Source organism: Mycobacterium europaeum, assembly GCF_002102155.1.
GTDB lineage: Bacteria > Actinomycetota > Actinomycetes > Mycobacteriales > Mycobacteriaceae > Mycobacterium > Mycobacterium europaeum.
Window position 1 is genome coordinate 18,337 of record NZ_LQOU01000017.1, and the last position, 15,967, is coordinate 34,303.

Sequence of the window (15,967 nt, forward strand, 5' to 3'; positions counted from 1 at the left end):
CCGCTGAGTTTAGTTGCCCTTCATAAAGATCGACTACCGTCGATTCCATGCGATTCGCGTTCAAAACCTCACCCCAGAACACCACGTGGGCCGACATGCTCGCCGTCTGGCAGGCCGCCGACGATATCGACGTCTTCGAATCCGGGTGGACCTTCGACCACTTCTACCCGATCTTCTCCGACAGCGCCGGGCCCTGCCTGGAGGGTTGGACGACGCTCACCGCGCTGGCGCAGGCGACCAAACGGCTGCGGCTGGGCACCCTGGTCACCGGGATCCACTACCGCCACCCGGCCGTGCTGGCCAACATGGCAGCCGCGCTCGACATCATCTCGAACGGCCGGCTCGAGCTGGGCATCGGCGCCGGCTGGAACGAGGAGGAGTCGGGCGCCTACGGCATCGAGTTGGGCAGCCTGCGGGAACGCTTCGACCGGTTCGAGGAGGCGTGTCAGGTGCTGATCAGCCTGCTCAGCCAGGAGACCACCGACTTCGACGGCAAGTTCTACCAGCTCAAGGGGGCCCGCAACGAGCCCAAGGGCGTGCAGCGCCCCCACCCCCCGATCTGCATCGGTGGCAGCGGGGAGAAACGAACGCTGCCGCTGACGGCCCGCTACGCGCAGCACTGGAATTTCGTCGGCGGTCCGCCCGAGGAGTTCGCGCGCAAGCGTGACGTGCTGGCCGCCGAGTGCGAGAAGATCGGGCGCGACCCCAAGGAGATCACGCTGTCGGCCCACCTGCGCCTGGAGCAGGAGCGCAACTACCAGCAGGCCATCGAGCAGGCGGCGGGATTGGCGGCCGAGGGGCTCGACCTGGGCATCGTGTACATCAACCCGCCACACGACCCGGCCGTCCTGGAACCGCTGGCCGAGGCCATCCGCGATTCGGGCCTGCTGGACGGCTGATCGCCGCCGACCTCCCCGGATAACTTCCGGCAAACCCCCCGAGCGCCGTGCGCGGCCTCATCGGGTGGGTCACACGCCGAAGAGCAGCAGATCCTCGGCCGTAACCAGGCGTTCGTGTTTGGCGGGAAACTCGCGACTTTTGACCGGGTGACGCAGCCATGACCAGGCCATTCGGCCCACCCGCGATCGAGGTAATGGATTCATATGCACAGTGACCACTCCTGCGACGGTCTGTCCAGCCGGGGCCTCTGTGGCATGAAGCCCACAGCGGTCCATTAGACACCCGCAGCCTGGCAAACTACGGCAGGCTCGCCGAACGATTCTCGGCGTGTTTCTGGTGTGACTGGTGTGATTACTGCAGCGGCACGGCAGTCGGCTTGACCGGCGCGGGCAGCGCGGTCGCGCCCATCAGGTACCGGTCCACGGCGGCGGCCGCGGCCCTGCCTTCAGCAATCGCCCAGACGATCAACGACTGCCCGCGACCCATGTCCCCGGCCACGAACACACCGGGGACGGACGTGTCGAAGTCGGCTCCGCGCGCCACGTTGCCGCGGTCGGTCAGCTTGACCTCGAGGTCGGTCAGCAGGCCCTCGCGTTCGGGGCCGACGAAGCCCATGGCCAGTAACACCAGATCGGCCTCGAGCTCGAAGTCGGAGCCCTCGACCTTGACGAACTTGCCGTCCTGCATGGTGACCTCGTGCGCCTTGAGCGCCGTCACGTGGCCGTCCTCGCCGATGAACCGCTCGGTATTCACCGAGAACACCCGCTCGCCGCCCTCTTCGTGCGCCGACGACACCCGGTACATCAGCGGATAGGTCGGCCACGGCGTCGATTCGGCGCGCGTGTCCGGTGGGCGCGGCATGATCTCGAACTGGTGCACGACGATCGCGCCCTGCCGGTGCGCGGTACCCAGGCAGTCCGCCCCGGTGTCACCGCCGCCGATGATGACGACCTTCTTGCCCTTGGCGGTGATGGGCGGTTGCCCGTCGGGCCCCAGGACGTCGTCGCCCTCCTGCACCCGGTTCCCCCACGGCAGGTACTCCATCGCCTGGTGGATCCCGTCCAGGTCGCGGCCCGGGACGGGCAGGTCCCGCCCGGCCGTAGCGCCACCGGCCAGCACCACCGCATCGAAGTCGGCGCGCAACTGCTCGGCGGTGATGTCCACCCCGACGTTGACTCCCGCGCGGAATTCGGTTCCCTCGGCGCGCATCTGGTCCAGGCGCCGGTCGAGGACCCGCTTCTCCATCTTGAATTCCGGGATGCCGTAGCGCAGCAGCCCACCGATGCGGTCCGCCCGCTCGAAAACGGTGACCGTGTGGCCGGCGCGGGTCAGCTGCTGGGCAGCGGCCAGACCGGCCGGACCCGAGCCCACCACCGCGACCTTCTTCCCCGTCAGCTTGTCCGGGGGCAGCGGCACGACGAAGCCTTCCTCGAAGGCGTGGTCGATGATCTCCAGCTCGATCTGCTTGATCGTCACCGGATCCTGGTTGATGCCCAGCACACACGCCGGTTCACACGGCGCCGGGCACAGCCGGCCGGTGAAGTCCGGGAAGTTGTTGGTGGCGTGCAGCCGTTCGATCGCGTCGCGCCAACGGCCCCTGCGTACCAGGTCGTTCCATTCCGGGATCAGGTTGCCCAGCGGACATCCGTTGTGGCAGAACGGGATCCCGCAATCCATGCAGCGGGTCGCCTGCTCGCGCAGGGTGTCTTCGTCGAAGTCCTCGTAGACCTCGTGCCAGTCCTTCAACCGCAGCGGGACGGGCCGGCGCTTCGGCAGTTCCCGGTGGGTGTACTTGAGGAAGCCGCTCGGATCAGCCATGCGCGGCCGCCATGATCGCTTTGTCCACATCGGTGCCGTCGCGCTCGGCCCGGGCGATCGCCTCCAACACCTTCTTGTAGTCGCGCGGCATCACCTTGACGAAGTGGCGCTGCTGGGTACGCCAGTCGGCCAGGATCCGCTGGCCCACCGCGGAATCGGTGGCGTCCACGTGCGCCTGGATGATGCCGTGCAGGAATTCGGCGTCATCGGAGTCCAGGCTCTCCGCGTCGACCATCTCGATGTTGAGGTTGTCCGGCAGTTCCTCGTTCGGGTCGTACACGTAAGCCACACCGCCTGACATTCCCGCCGCGAAGTTGCGGCCAGTCGGCCCAAGAATCACAACCCGACCACCCGTCATGTATTCGCACCCATGGTCACCCACGCCCTCGACGACGGCGTGGGCGCCGGAGTTGCGGACCGCGAACCGCTCGCCGACCACTCCGCGCAGGAACGCCTCCCCGCTGGTGGCACCGAACAGGATCACGTTGCCGCCGATGATGTTGTTCTCGGCCACGTAGTCCTGCGGGGCGTTGTCGGACGGCCGCACCACGATCCGGCCACCGGACAGACCCTTTCCGACGTAGTCGTTGGCGTCGCCGTAGACACGCAAAGTGATTCCCTTCGGTACGAAGGCCCCGAAGCTGTTGCCCGCGGACCCGTCGAAGGTGATATCGATGGTCCCGTCCGGAAGCCCCTGGCCGCCATAGGCTTTGGTCACCTCGTGGCCGAGCATGGTGCCCACCGTCCGGTTGACGTTGCTGATCGTGGTGGAGAACCGTACCGGCTTGCCGGAATCGAGTGCCTCGCGGCTCATCACGATCAACTGCTGATCGAGCGCCTTGTCCAGGCCGTGATCCTGCCTGGAGCTGCAGTACAGGTCCTGGTTCATGAATGCCGACTCCGGTTCGTGCAGCACCGGCGCGAGATCCAGCTTGTGCGCCTTCCAGTGCGCGCGGGCCAGGGTGGTGTCCAGCGCCCCCACCTGGCCGACGGCCTCGTTGAGGGTACGGAAGCCCAACTGCGCCATGTACTCCCGCACCTCTTCGGCGATGAACATGAAGAAGTTCTCGACGAACTCGGGCTTGCCGGTGAACCGCTCACGCAGCACCGGGTTCTGGGTGGCCACGCCGACCGGGCAGGTATCCAGGTGGCACACCCGCATCATGATGCAGCCGGCCACCACCAGCGGTGCGGTGGCGAAGCCGAATTCCTCGGCGCCGAGCAGCGCGGCGATCATCACGTCCCGGCCCGTCTTGAGCTGGCCGTCCACCTGCACCACGATCCGGTCACGTAAGCCGTTGAGCAACAACGTCTGCTGCGTCTCGGCCAGGCCCAACTCCCACGGCGCACCGGCGTGCTTCATCGACGTCAGCGGGGTCGCGCCGGTGCCACCGTCGTGGCCGGAGATCAACACCACGTCGGCGTGCGCCTTGGAGACACCGGCGGCCACCGTGCCGACCCCGTTCTCGGAGACCAGCTTGACGTGCACCCGCGCGGACGGGTTGGCGTTCTTCAGGTCATGGATCAGCTGTGCCAGATCCTCGATTGAGTAGATGTCGTGGTGCGGCGGCGGCGAGATCAGGCCGACACCGGGGGTGGAATGGCGCACCTCGGCGACCCACGGGTAGACCTTGTGCCCGGGAAGTTGGCCTCCCTCACCGGGTTTCGCGCCCTGAGCCATCTTGATCTGGATGTCGGTGCAGTTGGTCAGGTAGTGCGACGTGACGCCGAAGCGCGCGGAGGCGACCTGCTTGATCGCGCTGCGCCGCCAGTCGCCGTTGGGGTCGCGGTCGAAACGCTTCACGTCCTCACCGCCCTCACCGCTGTTGGAGCGGCCGCCCAGACGGTTCATCGCGATGGCGAGCGTCTCGTGCGCTTCGGCCGAGATCGAGCCGTAGCTCATCGCCCCGGTGGAGAAGCGCTTGACGATCTCACTGGCCGGCTCCACCTCCTCCAGCGGAACCGGGGGACGCACACCGCCGCGGAATTTGAGCAGGCCGCGCAGCGAGGCCATCCGCTCACTCTGGTCGTCGACCAGGCGGGTGTAGTCCTTGAAGATCTTGTACTGGCCGGTGCGCGTCGAGTGCTGCAGCTTGAACACGGTCTCCGGGTTGAACAGGTGGTACTCACCCTCGCGGCGCCACTGGTATTCGCCGCCCACCTCCAGCTCGCGGTGCGCGCGCTCGTCCCGGCGGTCCAGGTAGGCCAGCCGGTGGCGGGTGGCGACGTCGGCGGCGATGTCTTCCAGGGTGATCCCGCCGATCGGGCAGCTCAGGCCGGTGAAGTACTCATCGAGCACGTCCTCGGAGACGCCGACGGCCTGGAACAGCTGCGCGCCGGTGTAGGACGCCAGCGTCGAGATGCCCATCTTGGACATCACTTTCAGCACGCCCTTGCCCGCGGCCTTGACGTAGTTGTTGAGCGCCTTCTCGCGCTCCTGCCGATCGGAGAAGCCGTCGATCGCGCCACGGTCGAGCATGTCCTCGATCGACTCGAAGGCCAGGTAGGGGTTGATCGCCGCCGCCCCGCACCCGATCAGCATCGCCATGTGGTGCACCTCGCGGGCGTCACCGCTCTCGACGACCAGACCCACCTGGGTGCGCGTCCGGTCGCGCACCAGGTGGTGGTGCACGCCGGCAACGGCCAGCAGCGACGGGATGGGCGCCATCCGCTCGTCGGAGTCGCGGTCCGACAGGATGATGAGGCGCGCGCCTTCGGTGATCGCGGCCGACGCCTGTGCGCGCACGTCGTCGAGCGCCGCGGCCAATCCTGCGCCGCCCTCGGCGACCGGGTACAGGCAGCGAATCACCTTGGACCGCATGCCATGCGGACGCCCGTTGACCTCGTCGTCGGGATTGAGGTTGATCAGCTTCGCCAGCTCGTGGTTGCGCAGGATCGGTTGCTGCAACGCGATCTGGTGACAGGAGTGCTCGGTCGGCGTCAGCAGGTCGCACTCGCCGCCGGTAGTGCCCTGCAGGCTAGTCACCACCTCTTCGCGGATGGCGTCCAGCGGGGGGTTGGTCACCTGCGCGAAGAGCTGCTGGAAGTAGTCGTAGAGCATCCGGGGCCGCTGCGAGAGCACGGCGACCGGGGTGTCGGTGCCCATCGAGCCGATCGGCTCGGCGCCGGTGCGCACCATGGGCGCCACCAACAGGTTGAGCTCCTCATAGGTGTAGCCGAATGTCAACTGCCGCTTGACGAGTCGATCGTGGGCCATCCGCACGTAGTCGCCCTGCGGTAGCTTCTCGAGGGGAACCAGGTTCCGGTCGAGCCATTCCTGGTACGGGTGCTCGGCCGCGAGTTCGGCCTTGATCTCCTCGTCGGAGACGATGCGCCCTTGCGTGGTGTCCACCAGGAACATCCGGCCGGGCTGCAGCCGCATCCGGCGGACCACCGTGGCCGGGTCCAGGTCCAGGACGCCGGCTTCGGAGGCCATCACCACCAAGCCGTCTTCGGTCACCCAGATCCGCGACGGGCGCAGGCCGTTGCGGTCGAGAACGGCGCCCACGATCGTGCCGTCGGTGAACGTGATCGACGCGGGGCCGTCCCACGGCTCCATCAACGAGGCGTGGTACTGGTAGAAGGCCCGCCGGGCCGGGTCCATGGCATCGTTGCGTTCCCATGCCTCGGGGATCATCATCAGCACCGCGTGGGCCAGGCTGCGGCCGCCGAGGTGCAGCAGTTCGAGCGCCTCGTCGAACCGCGCCGTGTCGGAGGCGCCCGGGGTGCAGATCGGGAACAGCTTCTCCACGTCGGCTTCGGACCCGAAGACGTCGGTCTTGATCAACGCCTCGCGGGCCCGCATCCAGTTCTCGTTGCCGGTGACGGTGTTGATCTCCCCGTTGTGCGCGACCCGGCGGAACGGGTGGGCCAGCGGCCAGGACGGGAAGGTGTTGGTGGAGAACCGGGAGTGCACGATGCCCAGCGCACTGGTCAGCCGGTCGTCCTGCAGGTCAAGGTAGAACGCCTTCAGCTGCGGAGTGGTCAGCATGCCCTTGTAGACCAGGGTCTGACCGGAAAGGCTTGGGAAATAAACGGTTTCGCGACCCGGACCGTCCTGCCCGGGGCCCTTGGTGCCCAGTTCGTGTTCGGCCCGCTTCCGGACCAGATAGCACCGGCGCTCCAGCGTCATGTCCGACGCGCCGGCCAAGAACACCTGCCTAAACGTCGGCATCGCGTCGCGGGACAGCGCGCCCAGCGAGGAGTCGTCGATGGGCACGTTGCGCCAGCCCAGCACCGTCAGGCCCTCGGCTTCGGCGATCTTCTCCACCGCGTCGCAGGCGGCTGCGGCGTCCTTGGACGACTGCGGCAGGAAGGCGATGCCGGTGGCGTAGCTGCCCGCCGGGGGCAACTCGAAGTCGACCACGGCACGCAGGAACTCATCCGGTACCTGAATGAGGATGCCGGCGCCGTCGCCGCTGCGCGGCTCGGCGCCCTGAGCACCGCGGTGTTCGAGGTTGAGCAGCGCGGTGATTGCCTTGTCCACAATGTCGCGGCTACGACGGCCGTGCATATCGACGACCATGGCTACCCCGCACGAATCGTGCTCGAACGCGGGGTTGTATAACCCGACGCGCTTGGGCGTCATATGCACCTGACCCTTCACCTGAACGTTTCGAGCGGCGTTAACGGCTGCTTCGATGAGGTCCTACCCGGAGGTTGCGGGCTACAGACCTCGGTCTTGTCTCGATAGGCTGTCCCCCAGGCGGAGACGGTCCCGCTAGGGATGCGTCCGTGCAGCGCTGAACGGTGGCCTGGAAGCCAGGTCTCGACAAGTCGTAAAACGATATGACAATACCCGCCTGACATGCCAACTTCGTCAAGTCTAACCGCGAGCTGGCAGCACCGTAAATTCCGCGGAGGCCGATGGGCGGCACCCCCGCCGACCTGCTGTTCCGGGGCTGCAATCTTGGTCACAACCGCGCCGCGTTCAGCGATCCGGTGCGCCGGACCCCGACCCCGGAACGTGTTTGCTGCCTGCGTCTGCGAGCGTGCCCACCGCCCCGGCATCGGCTCGCCTGATCGTGCTCAGCGCACGACTCACGCCACCCCGGCCCCGTGGCGGTGCGCACTGCTAAGTTTGCACGGTACCTACGCGAGGCGCGGAGGAGATACTGGACGCGTACTGGTCCGTATCCGGCGATGGTGGCGTGGCCGTGGCGCTCATCACTGGCCCCGGACGAGCCGCCTGACCGCCGAGGATCGCCTGGCACCTGAGGAGCCCATGAACGAGCGCGACGAATTCCTGCGGGACCGCCTGCAGCCCCCGACCGGCGCGCCGGCCACGAGTGCGCCGCCGCCGCCTCCGGTCGGTCAGCGACCCGCGCCGCGGCCCCCGTCGCCGGCCCCGGCCCCAGCCCCAGCCCCAGCCCGACCACCGGCGCCTCCCCAGCACCCACCCGGTCCGCCTCGACACCCCGCACCTGCGCCCGCGTTCCGGAGGCAACCCGCGATGTCGCCTCCCGCAGAGGCCCCCGCACCCGCCGGCGCGGTGTCGCCGGCGCCGGCGCGCTTCGGCGCGATAACCGACCGCGGTTGGCGGCGCCTTCTCCGGCTGATGACCTTCAACCTGGTCGAGCTCGGTCCGTCGCCTGCCCAACAGCAGGACGCCCAGTTCGAGGCGGCCATCCGGACCCGCCTGGCCGGCAACTTCAAGGTCGGCGTCCTGGGCAAGGGCGGCGTCGGCAAGACGTCGGTGGCCGCCAGCGTCGGATCCCTGTTCGCCGAGCTCCGCAGGCAACACCACGTCGTGGCGATCGACGCCGACACCGCCTTCGGCCGGCTCAGCAGCCGCATCGACCCACGCTCGACCGGGTCCTTCTGGGAGCTCACCGCGGACAAGAACCTGGAGTCGTTCAGCGATGTGGTCGCGCGGTTGGGTCGCAACTCCGCCGGGCTGTACGTGCTCGGCGGCGAGCCGGCGGCCGGGCCCCGCCGCGTTCTGGACTCCGCGATATACCGGGAGGCCGCGCTGCGATTGGATCGCCACTTCGAGATCTCGGTCATCGACTGCGGGTCCACGATGGACGCCCCGGTTACCCAGGAAGCGCTGCGTGACCTGGACGCGCTGATCGTGGTGTCCTCGCCGTGGGCGGACGGGGCCAATGCCGCCGCCAGGACCCTGGAGTGGCTGGCCGATCAGGGCTTCGCAACCCTGCTGGAGAACAGCGTCGTCGTGCTCAACGATTCGGACGGCCATGCCGACAAGCGCACGCGAGCGCTGCTGGCCCGCGAGTTCATCGATCACGGCCGGCCGGTGATCGAAGTGCCTTTCGATCCGCATCTGCGGCCCGGCGGCGTCATCGACGTGAGCCACGAAATGGCCGCCGCGACGCGGCGGAGATTCCTCGAGGTCACGGCGACGATCGCGGGATACTTCGCGGCGCGCGCCGCGGACCGGCCGACGGTCTAGGCCTGCTCGGCCGCCCGGCCCGCCCGGGCCGACGGGTCGGCGATGGCCTCGATCTTGACCACCCGGGACTCCCGGATGGTCAGCACGATGACGGCGAACAGGCGGCCGTCGCTGAAGGCCAGCAGGGCGGGCCCCCCGGCGGGACCGACGACCAACGTCACGTCCGGCCACAGGTAGCGCAGCAGGTTGGTGGCCACCGCCTGCGGCCCATGATTGATCTGCGGCGGCGGCGCCGGGTCGGCCAGGATCGTGCCCACACCCCACACCGTCGGGTCCAGCACGGCGGCCAGGCCGGCGATGTCACCGTTGGCGCACGCGGTGATGAATTTGTCGGTGACGAGCTGATGCTCGGTGGACGCGATCGCATTGGTTCTGGGTTGTGCGGCAAGGAATTTGGAGCGCGCTCGCCGCGCGAGCTGACGACAGGTGCCGACCGGGCGGCCCACGGTTTCCGAGATCGAGTCGAACGGGACGCCGAACGCGTCGTGCAGGACGAAGGCGACCCGTTCCGCGGGGCTGAGCCTGCGCAAGACCTCCAGCAACGCGGTCCGGATCTCGTCGTCGAGGGTGATCCGGTCGGCCGGGTCGGAGCGGTGCGGCGCCGGCAGCTCTTGCACCTCGCCCGGGCGTTCGTAGCGGGCGCGGGCCGACCGCACCTGGTCGAGACACAGCCGGCTTGCCACCACCGTCAGCCAGCCCCGGACGTCCTCGATCTCGCCGGCCTCGGTCCGTGAGAGCCGCAGGAATGCTTCCTGCACAACGTCTTCCGCGTCACCGACGTCCCCAAGCATCTGGTAGGCAAGGTTGACCAGATAAGGGCGGTGACGACGCCAGGCCTCGGCGACCCGGTCTCCCGCTGACTGCGACTGGTTCATGTCTCTTCGACGATCTGCTGCGGCAAAAAGTTACGGGTTTCGCGGTGTAACTTTTCCACCTTTCGCCCCGTCCTTGGAGCACCGCAGAAATTTTCCGAAAGGAGCGATGCCATGACCATCGTGATAACCGGGGCCACCGGCAACGTCGGGCGCCGCCTTGTCGGCGCGCTGGCCGCCGCGGGAGCGCCGGTGCGGGCGGTGACCCGCACGCCGCAGGCGGCCGGGTTTCGGCCCGGCGTCGAACCGGTCCGCTCCGCGGCCGAGGCGCTGCCCGGCGCGTCGGCGGTGTTCCTCAACTCCCGCGCGCTGGGCGCGGACCTGGAAACGGTGGTGGCCCAGTGCGTGAGCGCCGGCGTCACCAAGCTGGTTGCGCTGTCGGCGATCAACGCCGACGACGATTTCTCCCGCCAGCCGTCCCGCTTCCGCGGGGACCGCAACAAGGAGGTCGAACAGCTCGCGGTCGACTCCGGCCTGGCCTGGGTGAGCCTGCGGCCCACGGTGTTCGCGACGAACTTCGCCGGGATGTGGTCGCCGCAGATCCGGGCGGGCGACATGGTCTTCGGGCCATCCGCCGCGGCATCGACGGCGCCGATCGTCGAGACCGACATCGCGGAGGTCGCGGCGCGGGCGTTGCTCACCGACGAGCTTGTCGGGCAGCGCATCCCGCTGACCGGCCCGCAGGCATTCACCAACTCGGAGCTCGTCGAGCTCATCGGGGCCGTGCTGGGTCGCTCGCTGCAGTATCGGGAGATTCCGAATAGCGCGGTCCGCGAACGGTTTCTGGGGTTGGGCTTCACCGCCGGCTTCGCCGACGCCTACATCGCCATGCTGGCCGCGACGCTCGATGCGCCGGCACTGGTCACCCACGACGTGGAGAAGGTCCTCGGGCGACCGGCGCTGCCGTTCGCCCAGTGGGTCGCCGAGCACCGCGCCGCTTTTGCCGCTGCGAAATAACAGGAGAATCAGATGTCGCAACCGCGTCCGCCGCGCTACCTCAAACCCATGAACAGGTTGATGATGGCCGTCCAACGGCTCGGGATTCCCACCGGTCCGGCGATGGTCTTGACGGTGCCCGGCCGCAAGTCGGGTCGGCCCCGCAAAACCCCGATGACGCCGTTCGAATTCGAGGGCGGCAGGTATGTGGTGGCGGGCTATCCCGGCGCCGACTGGGCGGCGAACGCGAGGGCCGCGGGCACCGGCACGCTCAGCCGCGGCCGGCGGTCATGGGCAGTCCGGATCGTCGAACTCTCCGCCACCGAAGCGCGGCCGGTGCTGCGGGAATTCCCCGCCAAGGTCCCCGTCGGAGTGGCGTTCGCGAAGCGATCCGGGATGGTGCGCGACGGAACGGCCGACGAATTCGAAGCACTGGCGGGGCGACTCGCCGTCTTCCGCTTCGAGCCGGCGTAGCGGCCGCCGGATCGGTCTCCCCAAAGCGAAAGCGCCGCAGCGGTTTACGCTGCCACCACCCACCGGTGGTTCACGATCGGCGGCCATCAGCCGGGGCTAGGCCGACTTCGCGGTCTCGCGCACCGGGTATCCGTTGCGCTCGGCCAGGGATCGAAGTTGGCGCAGCGCGAATGCGCGCGGACGGCCCCCTTCGGGAATCACCACCCCGGCCCACAACCCTTCCGCGCCCGCCGACTCCACGGCATCCCGGGCGCACATCCAGCGACGCGGGCACGCCCGGCAGAGGGCGATCGCCTCGGCGTCGGGTGCGGTGGTCCAGCGGTCGGGGTCCTGCGTGCAGGCGCCGAGCGGGATGTTGAACAAAGGTGTTGCGGTCATGTCGCGCGCCCTTCTGGCATAGCGGTGTAGTGCCTTACACCTCACAAACTATAGCGCTAACCGTGTCAATGCAACGGTTTTGTGAAGAATGGCCCAGACGACTCCGCCGCGATAGGCGCTTTGGCATGTCGCGGGCGGTGCAGCCCCGTGTGTCGTCGGGTCGGCCGCGCGGCCGCGGTTACGCGTGTGAACTGGTTTTTCAGCCGACCGTGGGCACTCCAAAGCCGCCTCGGGCGAACCGTAGCGGACACGCCGTTACGCCGACCTCGTCGAAGCGCTGTGTTCTCGCACGGGGTACCCGTGCAACTCGGCGAGCGAGCGCAGCTGGCGCAACGCGAAAGTCCGCGCACGCCCCCCTTCGGGAATCACGACACCGGCCCACAACCCCTCGGCTCCGGGCAGCTCGCACGCCTCGCGGGCGCACGCCCACCGGCGCGGACACCTTCGACACACTGCCTTGGCCTCGGCGTCGGGCGCCGTCGTCCAACGCTCGGGATCCTGCGTGCACGCCCCTTGCCAGAAGCCGTGCTCGCCCGGGGTCATTCCGCCGTCCCGGCACGAGTCATCGCGGCATTGCCCGCCGCGCAGCAGAGGCCGCAGCGCGCGAAGCGCTGCAACGCCACAGTTAAGCGTCCGAACACGTGACTCCCGCGCGCCCTACCTTATTTGATACATGCGCAGTTAAGCACCTTAAAGCGGCAACCGCGTGACCGGCAAGTAAAAATGTTGGGGAACGATTGACCGCACGCCGGCCTGTGACATCCGGGAGCGCAGCGGTCGCGTGCGTCGGTGTCGTCGCGTGCCCAACCGTAGCGCCGGGCGCGCTTCTCGGCGACCCACCGCCGGACCCTTGCACAGTTCTGACGGCCGAGAAACGTAGCATCTGCGATAGGGATACCGGGGTGCAACGGTTAGAATTGGCAAGGCGGAGGGTCCGCCGCGCTGTTCACGAGCGAGGAATCACCGGGGATGCAGGCGGCTCGGCGCCGGGCGGCAGTCCGTCGGCTCGGCGCACAGGGAAACGATCGTGCGTGGTTCGCCGATCCAGCGGGGGGACGTTGAAATCGAAATGACCGGGCCATCGAAGACACTTGGGCGGCAGGGGCTCGACGAGTCGGACGGGCGCCACACCGGCTCGCAGACCGGCGAACCGGACCCGGGCCTGGTCCGTGCCGGAGCCGCCGCCGCCGCCCGCCGCCGCGAACTCGACATCAGCCAGCGCAGCCTGGCGGCCGACGGGATCATCAACGCGGGCGCTCTCATCGCTTTCGAGAAGGGACGCAGCTGGCCCCGCGAGCGAACCCGCGCGAAGCTCGAGGAAGTTCTGCAGTGGCCCACAGGAACGATCGCGCGGATCCGCCAGGAGGGCACCATGCCCGGGCCCTCCTCTCAGCAGGAGACCGTTCCCGACAGGCGGTCCGCGGCCGGCCCCGCATCCGAGAGCGCGGAGTCGCTGATCGCGCAGGCGGTCGTCGCCGCCGTCGACGGCTGCAGCCTGGCCGTCGCCGCGTTGCCTGCGGTCCACGATCCGGAGTTCATCGACCGCGCGGAGCCCATCCTGTTCGATCTGCGGCAACTGGAGACGATCGCCGTCCGGGCGGCCCGTATCAGCACGATGACCCCTGAACTGATCAAGGCGCTAGCCCAGGTTCGCCGACATTACGACGAACTCATGACACTCGCCGCGGGCGCCGCCGATGCGCCATTGGCCCCGCGCCTCTACGCGATGCGGCGACAGGCCAACCTGTCCACCCAGGAGACGGCACAAGCGGCCGGTGTGTCCGAGGAGGACGTTGTTCGCGCCGAAGCCGGCGACCCATTACCCGACGACGCTGCCACGGCGCTGGAAAGGTTGATCGGCCAAATCCATTAAGGCCGAAAGCGCCTTTGTTTCCCCGCGATTCTGCGGCACTTCGCTCCCCCCTTTAATCCCCCGCCGGCGCGCACAACCCCTTCGCCGAGGCCGGGAATACGCCATGCGACAGAGCTCTCGGCCCGGCCGCCCGCTGACACGCGGCCGGAGGCCGCATGCCGCCGTGACTCCTTGCCCCGGCAACGCGGACCCAGGAGCGGGCCATCGCCCCGCTCGCGCCCGGTTGATTCGCATGCCAAGCGGGCGTCGAGTGGGGGACGGCCGACCGCGGTCCGGCGGACCCAATCCGCCTGTGGCTGCGGTGATCTCGTAGGTACAAGGCCCGGTAGTCCGGTGCCGGGCGAAGCGACGATCGCGATCAGCCGGGTGCGCCCTGCCAGGGATCGCGGATGCGCGGCCGCCGATACGATCGGGCGATCGTCGCCAGATCGGCTGCGGCCGTGAAGTCCGTCGAATCCAGTCGTTCACCGCCCGGCAACCGCCCGGCAATCTTCGTGTCGGCCCGCACGCGGCGACCGGCCCGAAACCCCTGGCTTATTACAAAATTCGTGCATCGAGGGGGCTCGGCGCGCTGTTACGCTCGACTCACCGTGCGCACGATCAGCATGGGAGCAACGAGCGTGAAGGGAAGTCGACGTGGCTTGGCTTGCAGGTGGAAGTTCTCTGGCGACCGTGGTGCAACGACTTCAAGGCGCGGGTGGGGCCGCCTACAGCGGGGACTGGGTCGCCGCAGCAGCGGGCGGCGCCGCCGCCGCGGGCAAGGCTGTCGAATACTTCGCCAAGACGAAAACCGGACTCAAGGACGCGTTGGATAAAGTCGGGAAAAAGGTGTTGCCGACGCCGACGGCGATTATCGACGGCGCTATGTTGGCGATCTTTCTCGTGGACTTACTCAATGGGCTCTCGTCCCCCGACACCGGATCCGCATTCAGCACCGCCAAAGACAAGTACGAAAACGTCAAGCTCAATCTGGAGGCGGCCAGTCCGGACGAACTGCGCTGGACCGGTGAGGCAGCCGACGCCTACAAGGCCATGAACGACACGCTGAGATCACTTGTGCAGCAGATGGAAGACCTGGACAAGCAGATGAAGGACCTGGTGGCCGATCAGGCCGGCAAGGTCAAGCAGGCGCACATGTGCGTAACGGTATCGACGCTGGTGCTTACCGGCTGCCTGGGTGTTGCGATGGCCCTGTACCTGATCCCCATCACCGGCCCGGAAATATCGTGTGCGTTCCAGATCCTTGCTGCCTTCGGGGCATGCGCATCGGTGTTCGCGTTCGAGATGTTCACGCTGTCCAATTCGATGTCGATTTCCCACTCGGTCGACGCGCTGTCCATCAGCTATGGCGAGCTCGCCGGCAGGGCGCAGACCGAGATGGCGGGCACGTTCGGCGAAATCAAGGGCAAGGTGGCGGCGCAGACCGCGTCCCAGCTCTCCAGCTTCACGGCCGTCTCCGACGGCCTGTCGGCCTTCGCGGCCGCGCCGACCATCCAATCGTTGGCCAACACGAGCCTGGGCCGCGAGTCCGCTTCGCCGGCGCAACGCGTTTTGCTGGACGCCGCGAGTGAAGCTCACGCGACGAGTTCGGCTGACGCGGCGGCGCAGGCCCCGAGTGAAACGGCGCCGGCCGCACCGGCGGCACCGGCGTTCGCGCCACCCAGTCCCGCGCAGATGACTCAAATGACGCAAGCCTCGTCAGCGTTGTCCCAGCCCGTGAACCAGGTGAGCCAGACGGTCAGCCAGACGGTGGGACAGGCGCAGCAGCTCGCGGCCTCCGCAAGAGGCCAGGGGGCGGTCGGCGACGCGGCCGCCGACGAGGCCGGCGCGGCCTCGGGCGCAGCCGGCGCCGAGCGTGCTCCGGTGGAAGTCGCGGAGGTCGGCACCGAGGCCGGGGCCGATAGGCCCGGCCGCGTCCTGTGATGCCGTTGGCACTTCACAATCTTTGCGGGACAACGCGTTAGCGGTAGAACAGGAGGAACGACCAGTGACAGCATTGAATGTCACACCGGATTACTTGGAGACGCTGGCAGGCAAGCAGGATGCGGCGAAGGGCGTCGCCGCGGAGGCAGCCGGCGCAACTTCCAATCTCACCGTGGCGGTCTGGGTGACTCACGGTGTCATCAGCGGATGCTCCAACGCAGCGTTCAGCGGCGCGGAAGGTGCGCGACGCACCGCCGGACAGAACCTTTCGGCCGCCGCCAACGAACTCGCCGCGAAACTGCGCGGCGCCAAAGCAGCCTACAAGGGCGTCGACAGCGAGTTGAGCGGCAACCTCAAAAGCCAAATGCTTGACCAGTAATC

General features: G+C 68.1%; 12 protein-coding genes. 7 read left to right on the forward strand and 5 right to left on the reverse strand.

Annotation, left to right across the window (positions count from 1 at the left end; genetic code table 11):
* Nucleotides 1-47: 47 nt before the first annotated feature.
* Nucleotides 48-899, forward strand: a complete 852-nt coding sequence (locus tag AWC03_RS09190; RefSeq protein WP_085240206.1) for an LLM class F420-dependent oxidoreductase — start codon at nucleotides 48-50, stop codon at nucleotides 897-899.
* A gap of 352 nt (nucleotides 900-1,251) precedes the next feature.
* On the opposite strand, the gene AWC03_RS09195 is transcribed toward AWC03_RS09190, so the two are convergent.
* Together AWC03_RS09195 and gltB are read right to left on the reverse strand one after the other, a co-directional pair.
* A complete protein-coding gene (locus tag AWC03_RS09195; RefSeq protein ID WP_085240207.1) occupies nucleotides 1,252-2,718 on the reverse strand; it encodes a glutamate synthase subunit beta in 1,467 nt (488 codons plus the stop codon).
* The gene (gene gltB, locus AWC03_RS09200) at nucleotides 2,711-7,306 is read right to left on the reverse strand and encodes a glutamate synthase large subunit (protein WP_085240230.1); all 4,596 of its coding nucleotides are present in this window, start codon (nucleotides 7,304-7,306) and stop codon (nucleotides 2,711-2,713) included. The genes AWC03_RS09195 and gltB overlap by 8 nt, the downstream gene beginning before the upstream one ends.
* 636 nt (nucleotides 7,307-7,942) lie before the next feature.
* Between gltB and AWC03_RS09205 the strand changes: the two genes are divergently transcribed.
* On the forward strand, nucleotides 7,943-9,130 hold the full coding sequence (locus tag AWC03_RS09205; RefSeq protein WP_249025855.1) for a MinD/ParA family ATP-binding protein: 1,188 nt from the start codon (nucleotides 7,943-7,945) through the stop codon (nucleotides 9,128-9,130).
* Here AWC03_RS09205 and sigI read toward each other — a convergent pair.
* The gene (gene sigI / locus AWC03_RS09210; RefSeq protein ID WP_085240209.1) at nucleotides 9,127-10,005 is read right to left on the reverse strand and encodes an RNA polymerase sigma factor SigI; all 879 of its coding nucleotides are present in this window, start codon (nucleotides 10,003-10,005) and stop codon (nucleotides 9,127-9,129) included. The genes AWC03_RS09205 and sigI overlap by 4 nt on opposite strands.
* Before the next feature lie 111 nt (nucleotides 10,006-10,116).
* On the opposite strand from sigI, the gene AWC03_RS09215 reads away from it, so the two are divergent.
* Entirely contained in the window at nucleotides 10,117-10,959 is an 843-nt protein-coding gene (locus AWC03_RS09215) for an NmrA family NAD(P)-binding protein (protein WP_085240210.1), read from the forward strand.
* A gap of 12 nt (nucleotides 10,960-10,971) precedes the next feature.
* Nucleotides 10,972-11,412: a nitroreductase family deazaflavin-dependent oxidoreductase gene (locus AWC03_RS09220; RefSeq protein ID WP_085240211.1), complete on the forward strand. Its 441-nt coding sequence runs from the start codon at nucleotides 10,972-10,974 to the stop codon at nucleotides 11,410-11,412.
* Nucleotides 11,413-11,508: 96 nt separating this feature from the next.
* Here AWC03_RS09220 and AWC03_RS09225 read toward each other — a convergent pair whose 3' ends face one another.
* Entirely contained in the window at nucleotides 11,509-11,790 is a 282-nt protein-coding gene (locus AWC03_RS09225) for a WhiB family transcriptional regulator (RefSeq protein ID WP_085240212.1), read from the reverse strand.
* A 255-nt stretch (nucleotides 11,791-12,045) separates the two neighbouring features.
* On the reverse strand, nucleotides 12,046-12,333 hold the full coding sequence (locus AWC03_RS09230) for a WhiB family transcriptional regulator (RefSeq protein WP_085240213.1): 288 nt from the start codon (nucleotides 12,331-12,333) through the stop codon (nucleotides 12,046-12,048).
* A gap of 526 nt (nucleotides 12,334-12,859) precedes the next feature.
* Here AWC03_RS09230 and AWC03_RS09235 point away from each other — a divergent pair.
* From AWC03_RS09235 to AWC03_RS09245, 3 genes are all read left to right on the forward strand, one after another.
* A complete protein-coding gene (locus AWC03_RS09235; RefSeq protein ID WP_249025856.1) occupies nucleotides 12,860-13,663 on the forward strand; it encodes a helix-turn-helix domain-containing protein in 804 nt (267 codons plus the stop codon).
* 636 nt (nucleotides 13,664-14,299) lie between these two features.
* A complete protein-coding gene (locus AWC03_RS09240; RefSeq protein ID WP_141659149.1) occupies nucleotides 14,300-15,586 on the forward strand; it encodes an EspA/EspE family type VII secretion system effector in 1,287 nt (428 codons plus the stop codon).
* A 64-nt stretch (nucleotides 15,587-15,650) separates the two neighbouring features.
* Nucleotides 15,651-15,965, forward strand: coding sequence for an ESX-1 secretion-associated protein (locus AWC03_RS09245; protein WP_158089960.1), 315 nt, complete (start codon nucleotides 15,651-15,653; stop codon nucleotides 15,963-15,965).
* Nucleotides 15,966-15,967: the final 2 nt, after the last annotated feature.

Bases quoted from the DNA above. Each gene is read 5' to 3' on its own strand.
- AWC03_RS09230 (WP_085240213.1), bottom strand. From the start codon at position 12,333: ATGACCCCGGGCGAGCACGGCTTCTGGCAAGGGGCGTGCACGCAGGAT.
- AWC03_RS09225 (WP_085240212.1), bottom strand. From the start codon at position 11,790: ATGACCGCAACACCTTTGTTCAACATCCCGCTCGGCGCCTGCACGCAG.
- AWC03_RS09235 (WP_249025856.1), top strand. From the start codon at position 12,860: ATGACCGGGCCATCGAAGACACTTGGGCGGCAGGGGCTCGACGAGTCG.
- AWC03_RS09215 (WP_085240210.1), top strand. From the start codon at position 10,117: ATGACCATCGTGATAACCGGGGCCACCGGCAACGTCGGGCGCCGCCTT.
- sigI (WP_085240209.1), bottom strand. From the start codon at position 10,005: ATGAACCAGTCGCAGTCAGCGGGAGACCGGGTCGCCGAGGCCTGGCGT.
- AWC03_RS09190 (WP_085240206.1), top strand. From the start codon at position 48: ATGCGATTCGCGTTCAAAACCTCACCCCAGAACACCACGTGGGCCGAC.
- AWC03_RS09195 (WP_085240207.1), bottom strand. From the start codon at position 2,718: ATGGCTGATCCGAGCGGCTTCCTCAAGTACACCCACCGGGAACTGCCG.
- AWC03_RS09205 (WP_249025855.1), top strand. From the start codon at position 7,943: ATGAACGAGCGCGACGAATTCCTGCGGGACCGCCTGCAGCCCCCGACC.
- AWC03_RS09220 (WP_085240211.1), top strand. From the start codon at position 10,972: ATGTCGCAACCGCGTCCGCCGCGCTACCTCAAACCCATGAACAGGTTG.
- gltB (WP_085240230.1), bottom strand. From the start codon at position 7,306: ATGACGCCCAAGCGCGTCGGGTTATACAACCCCGCGTTCGAGCACGAT.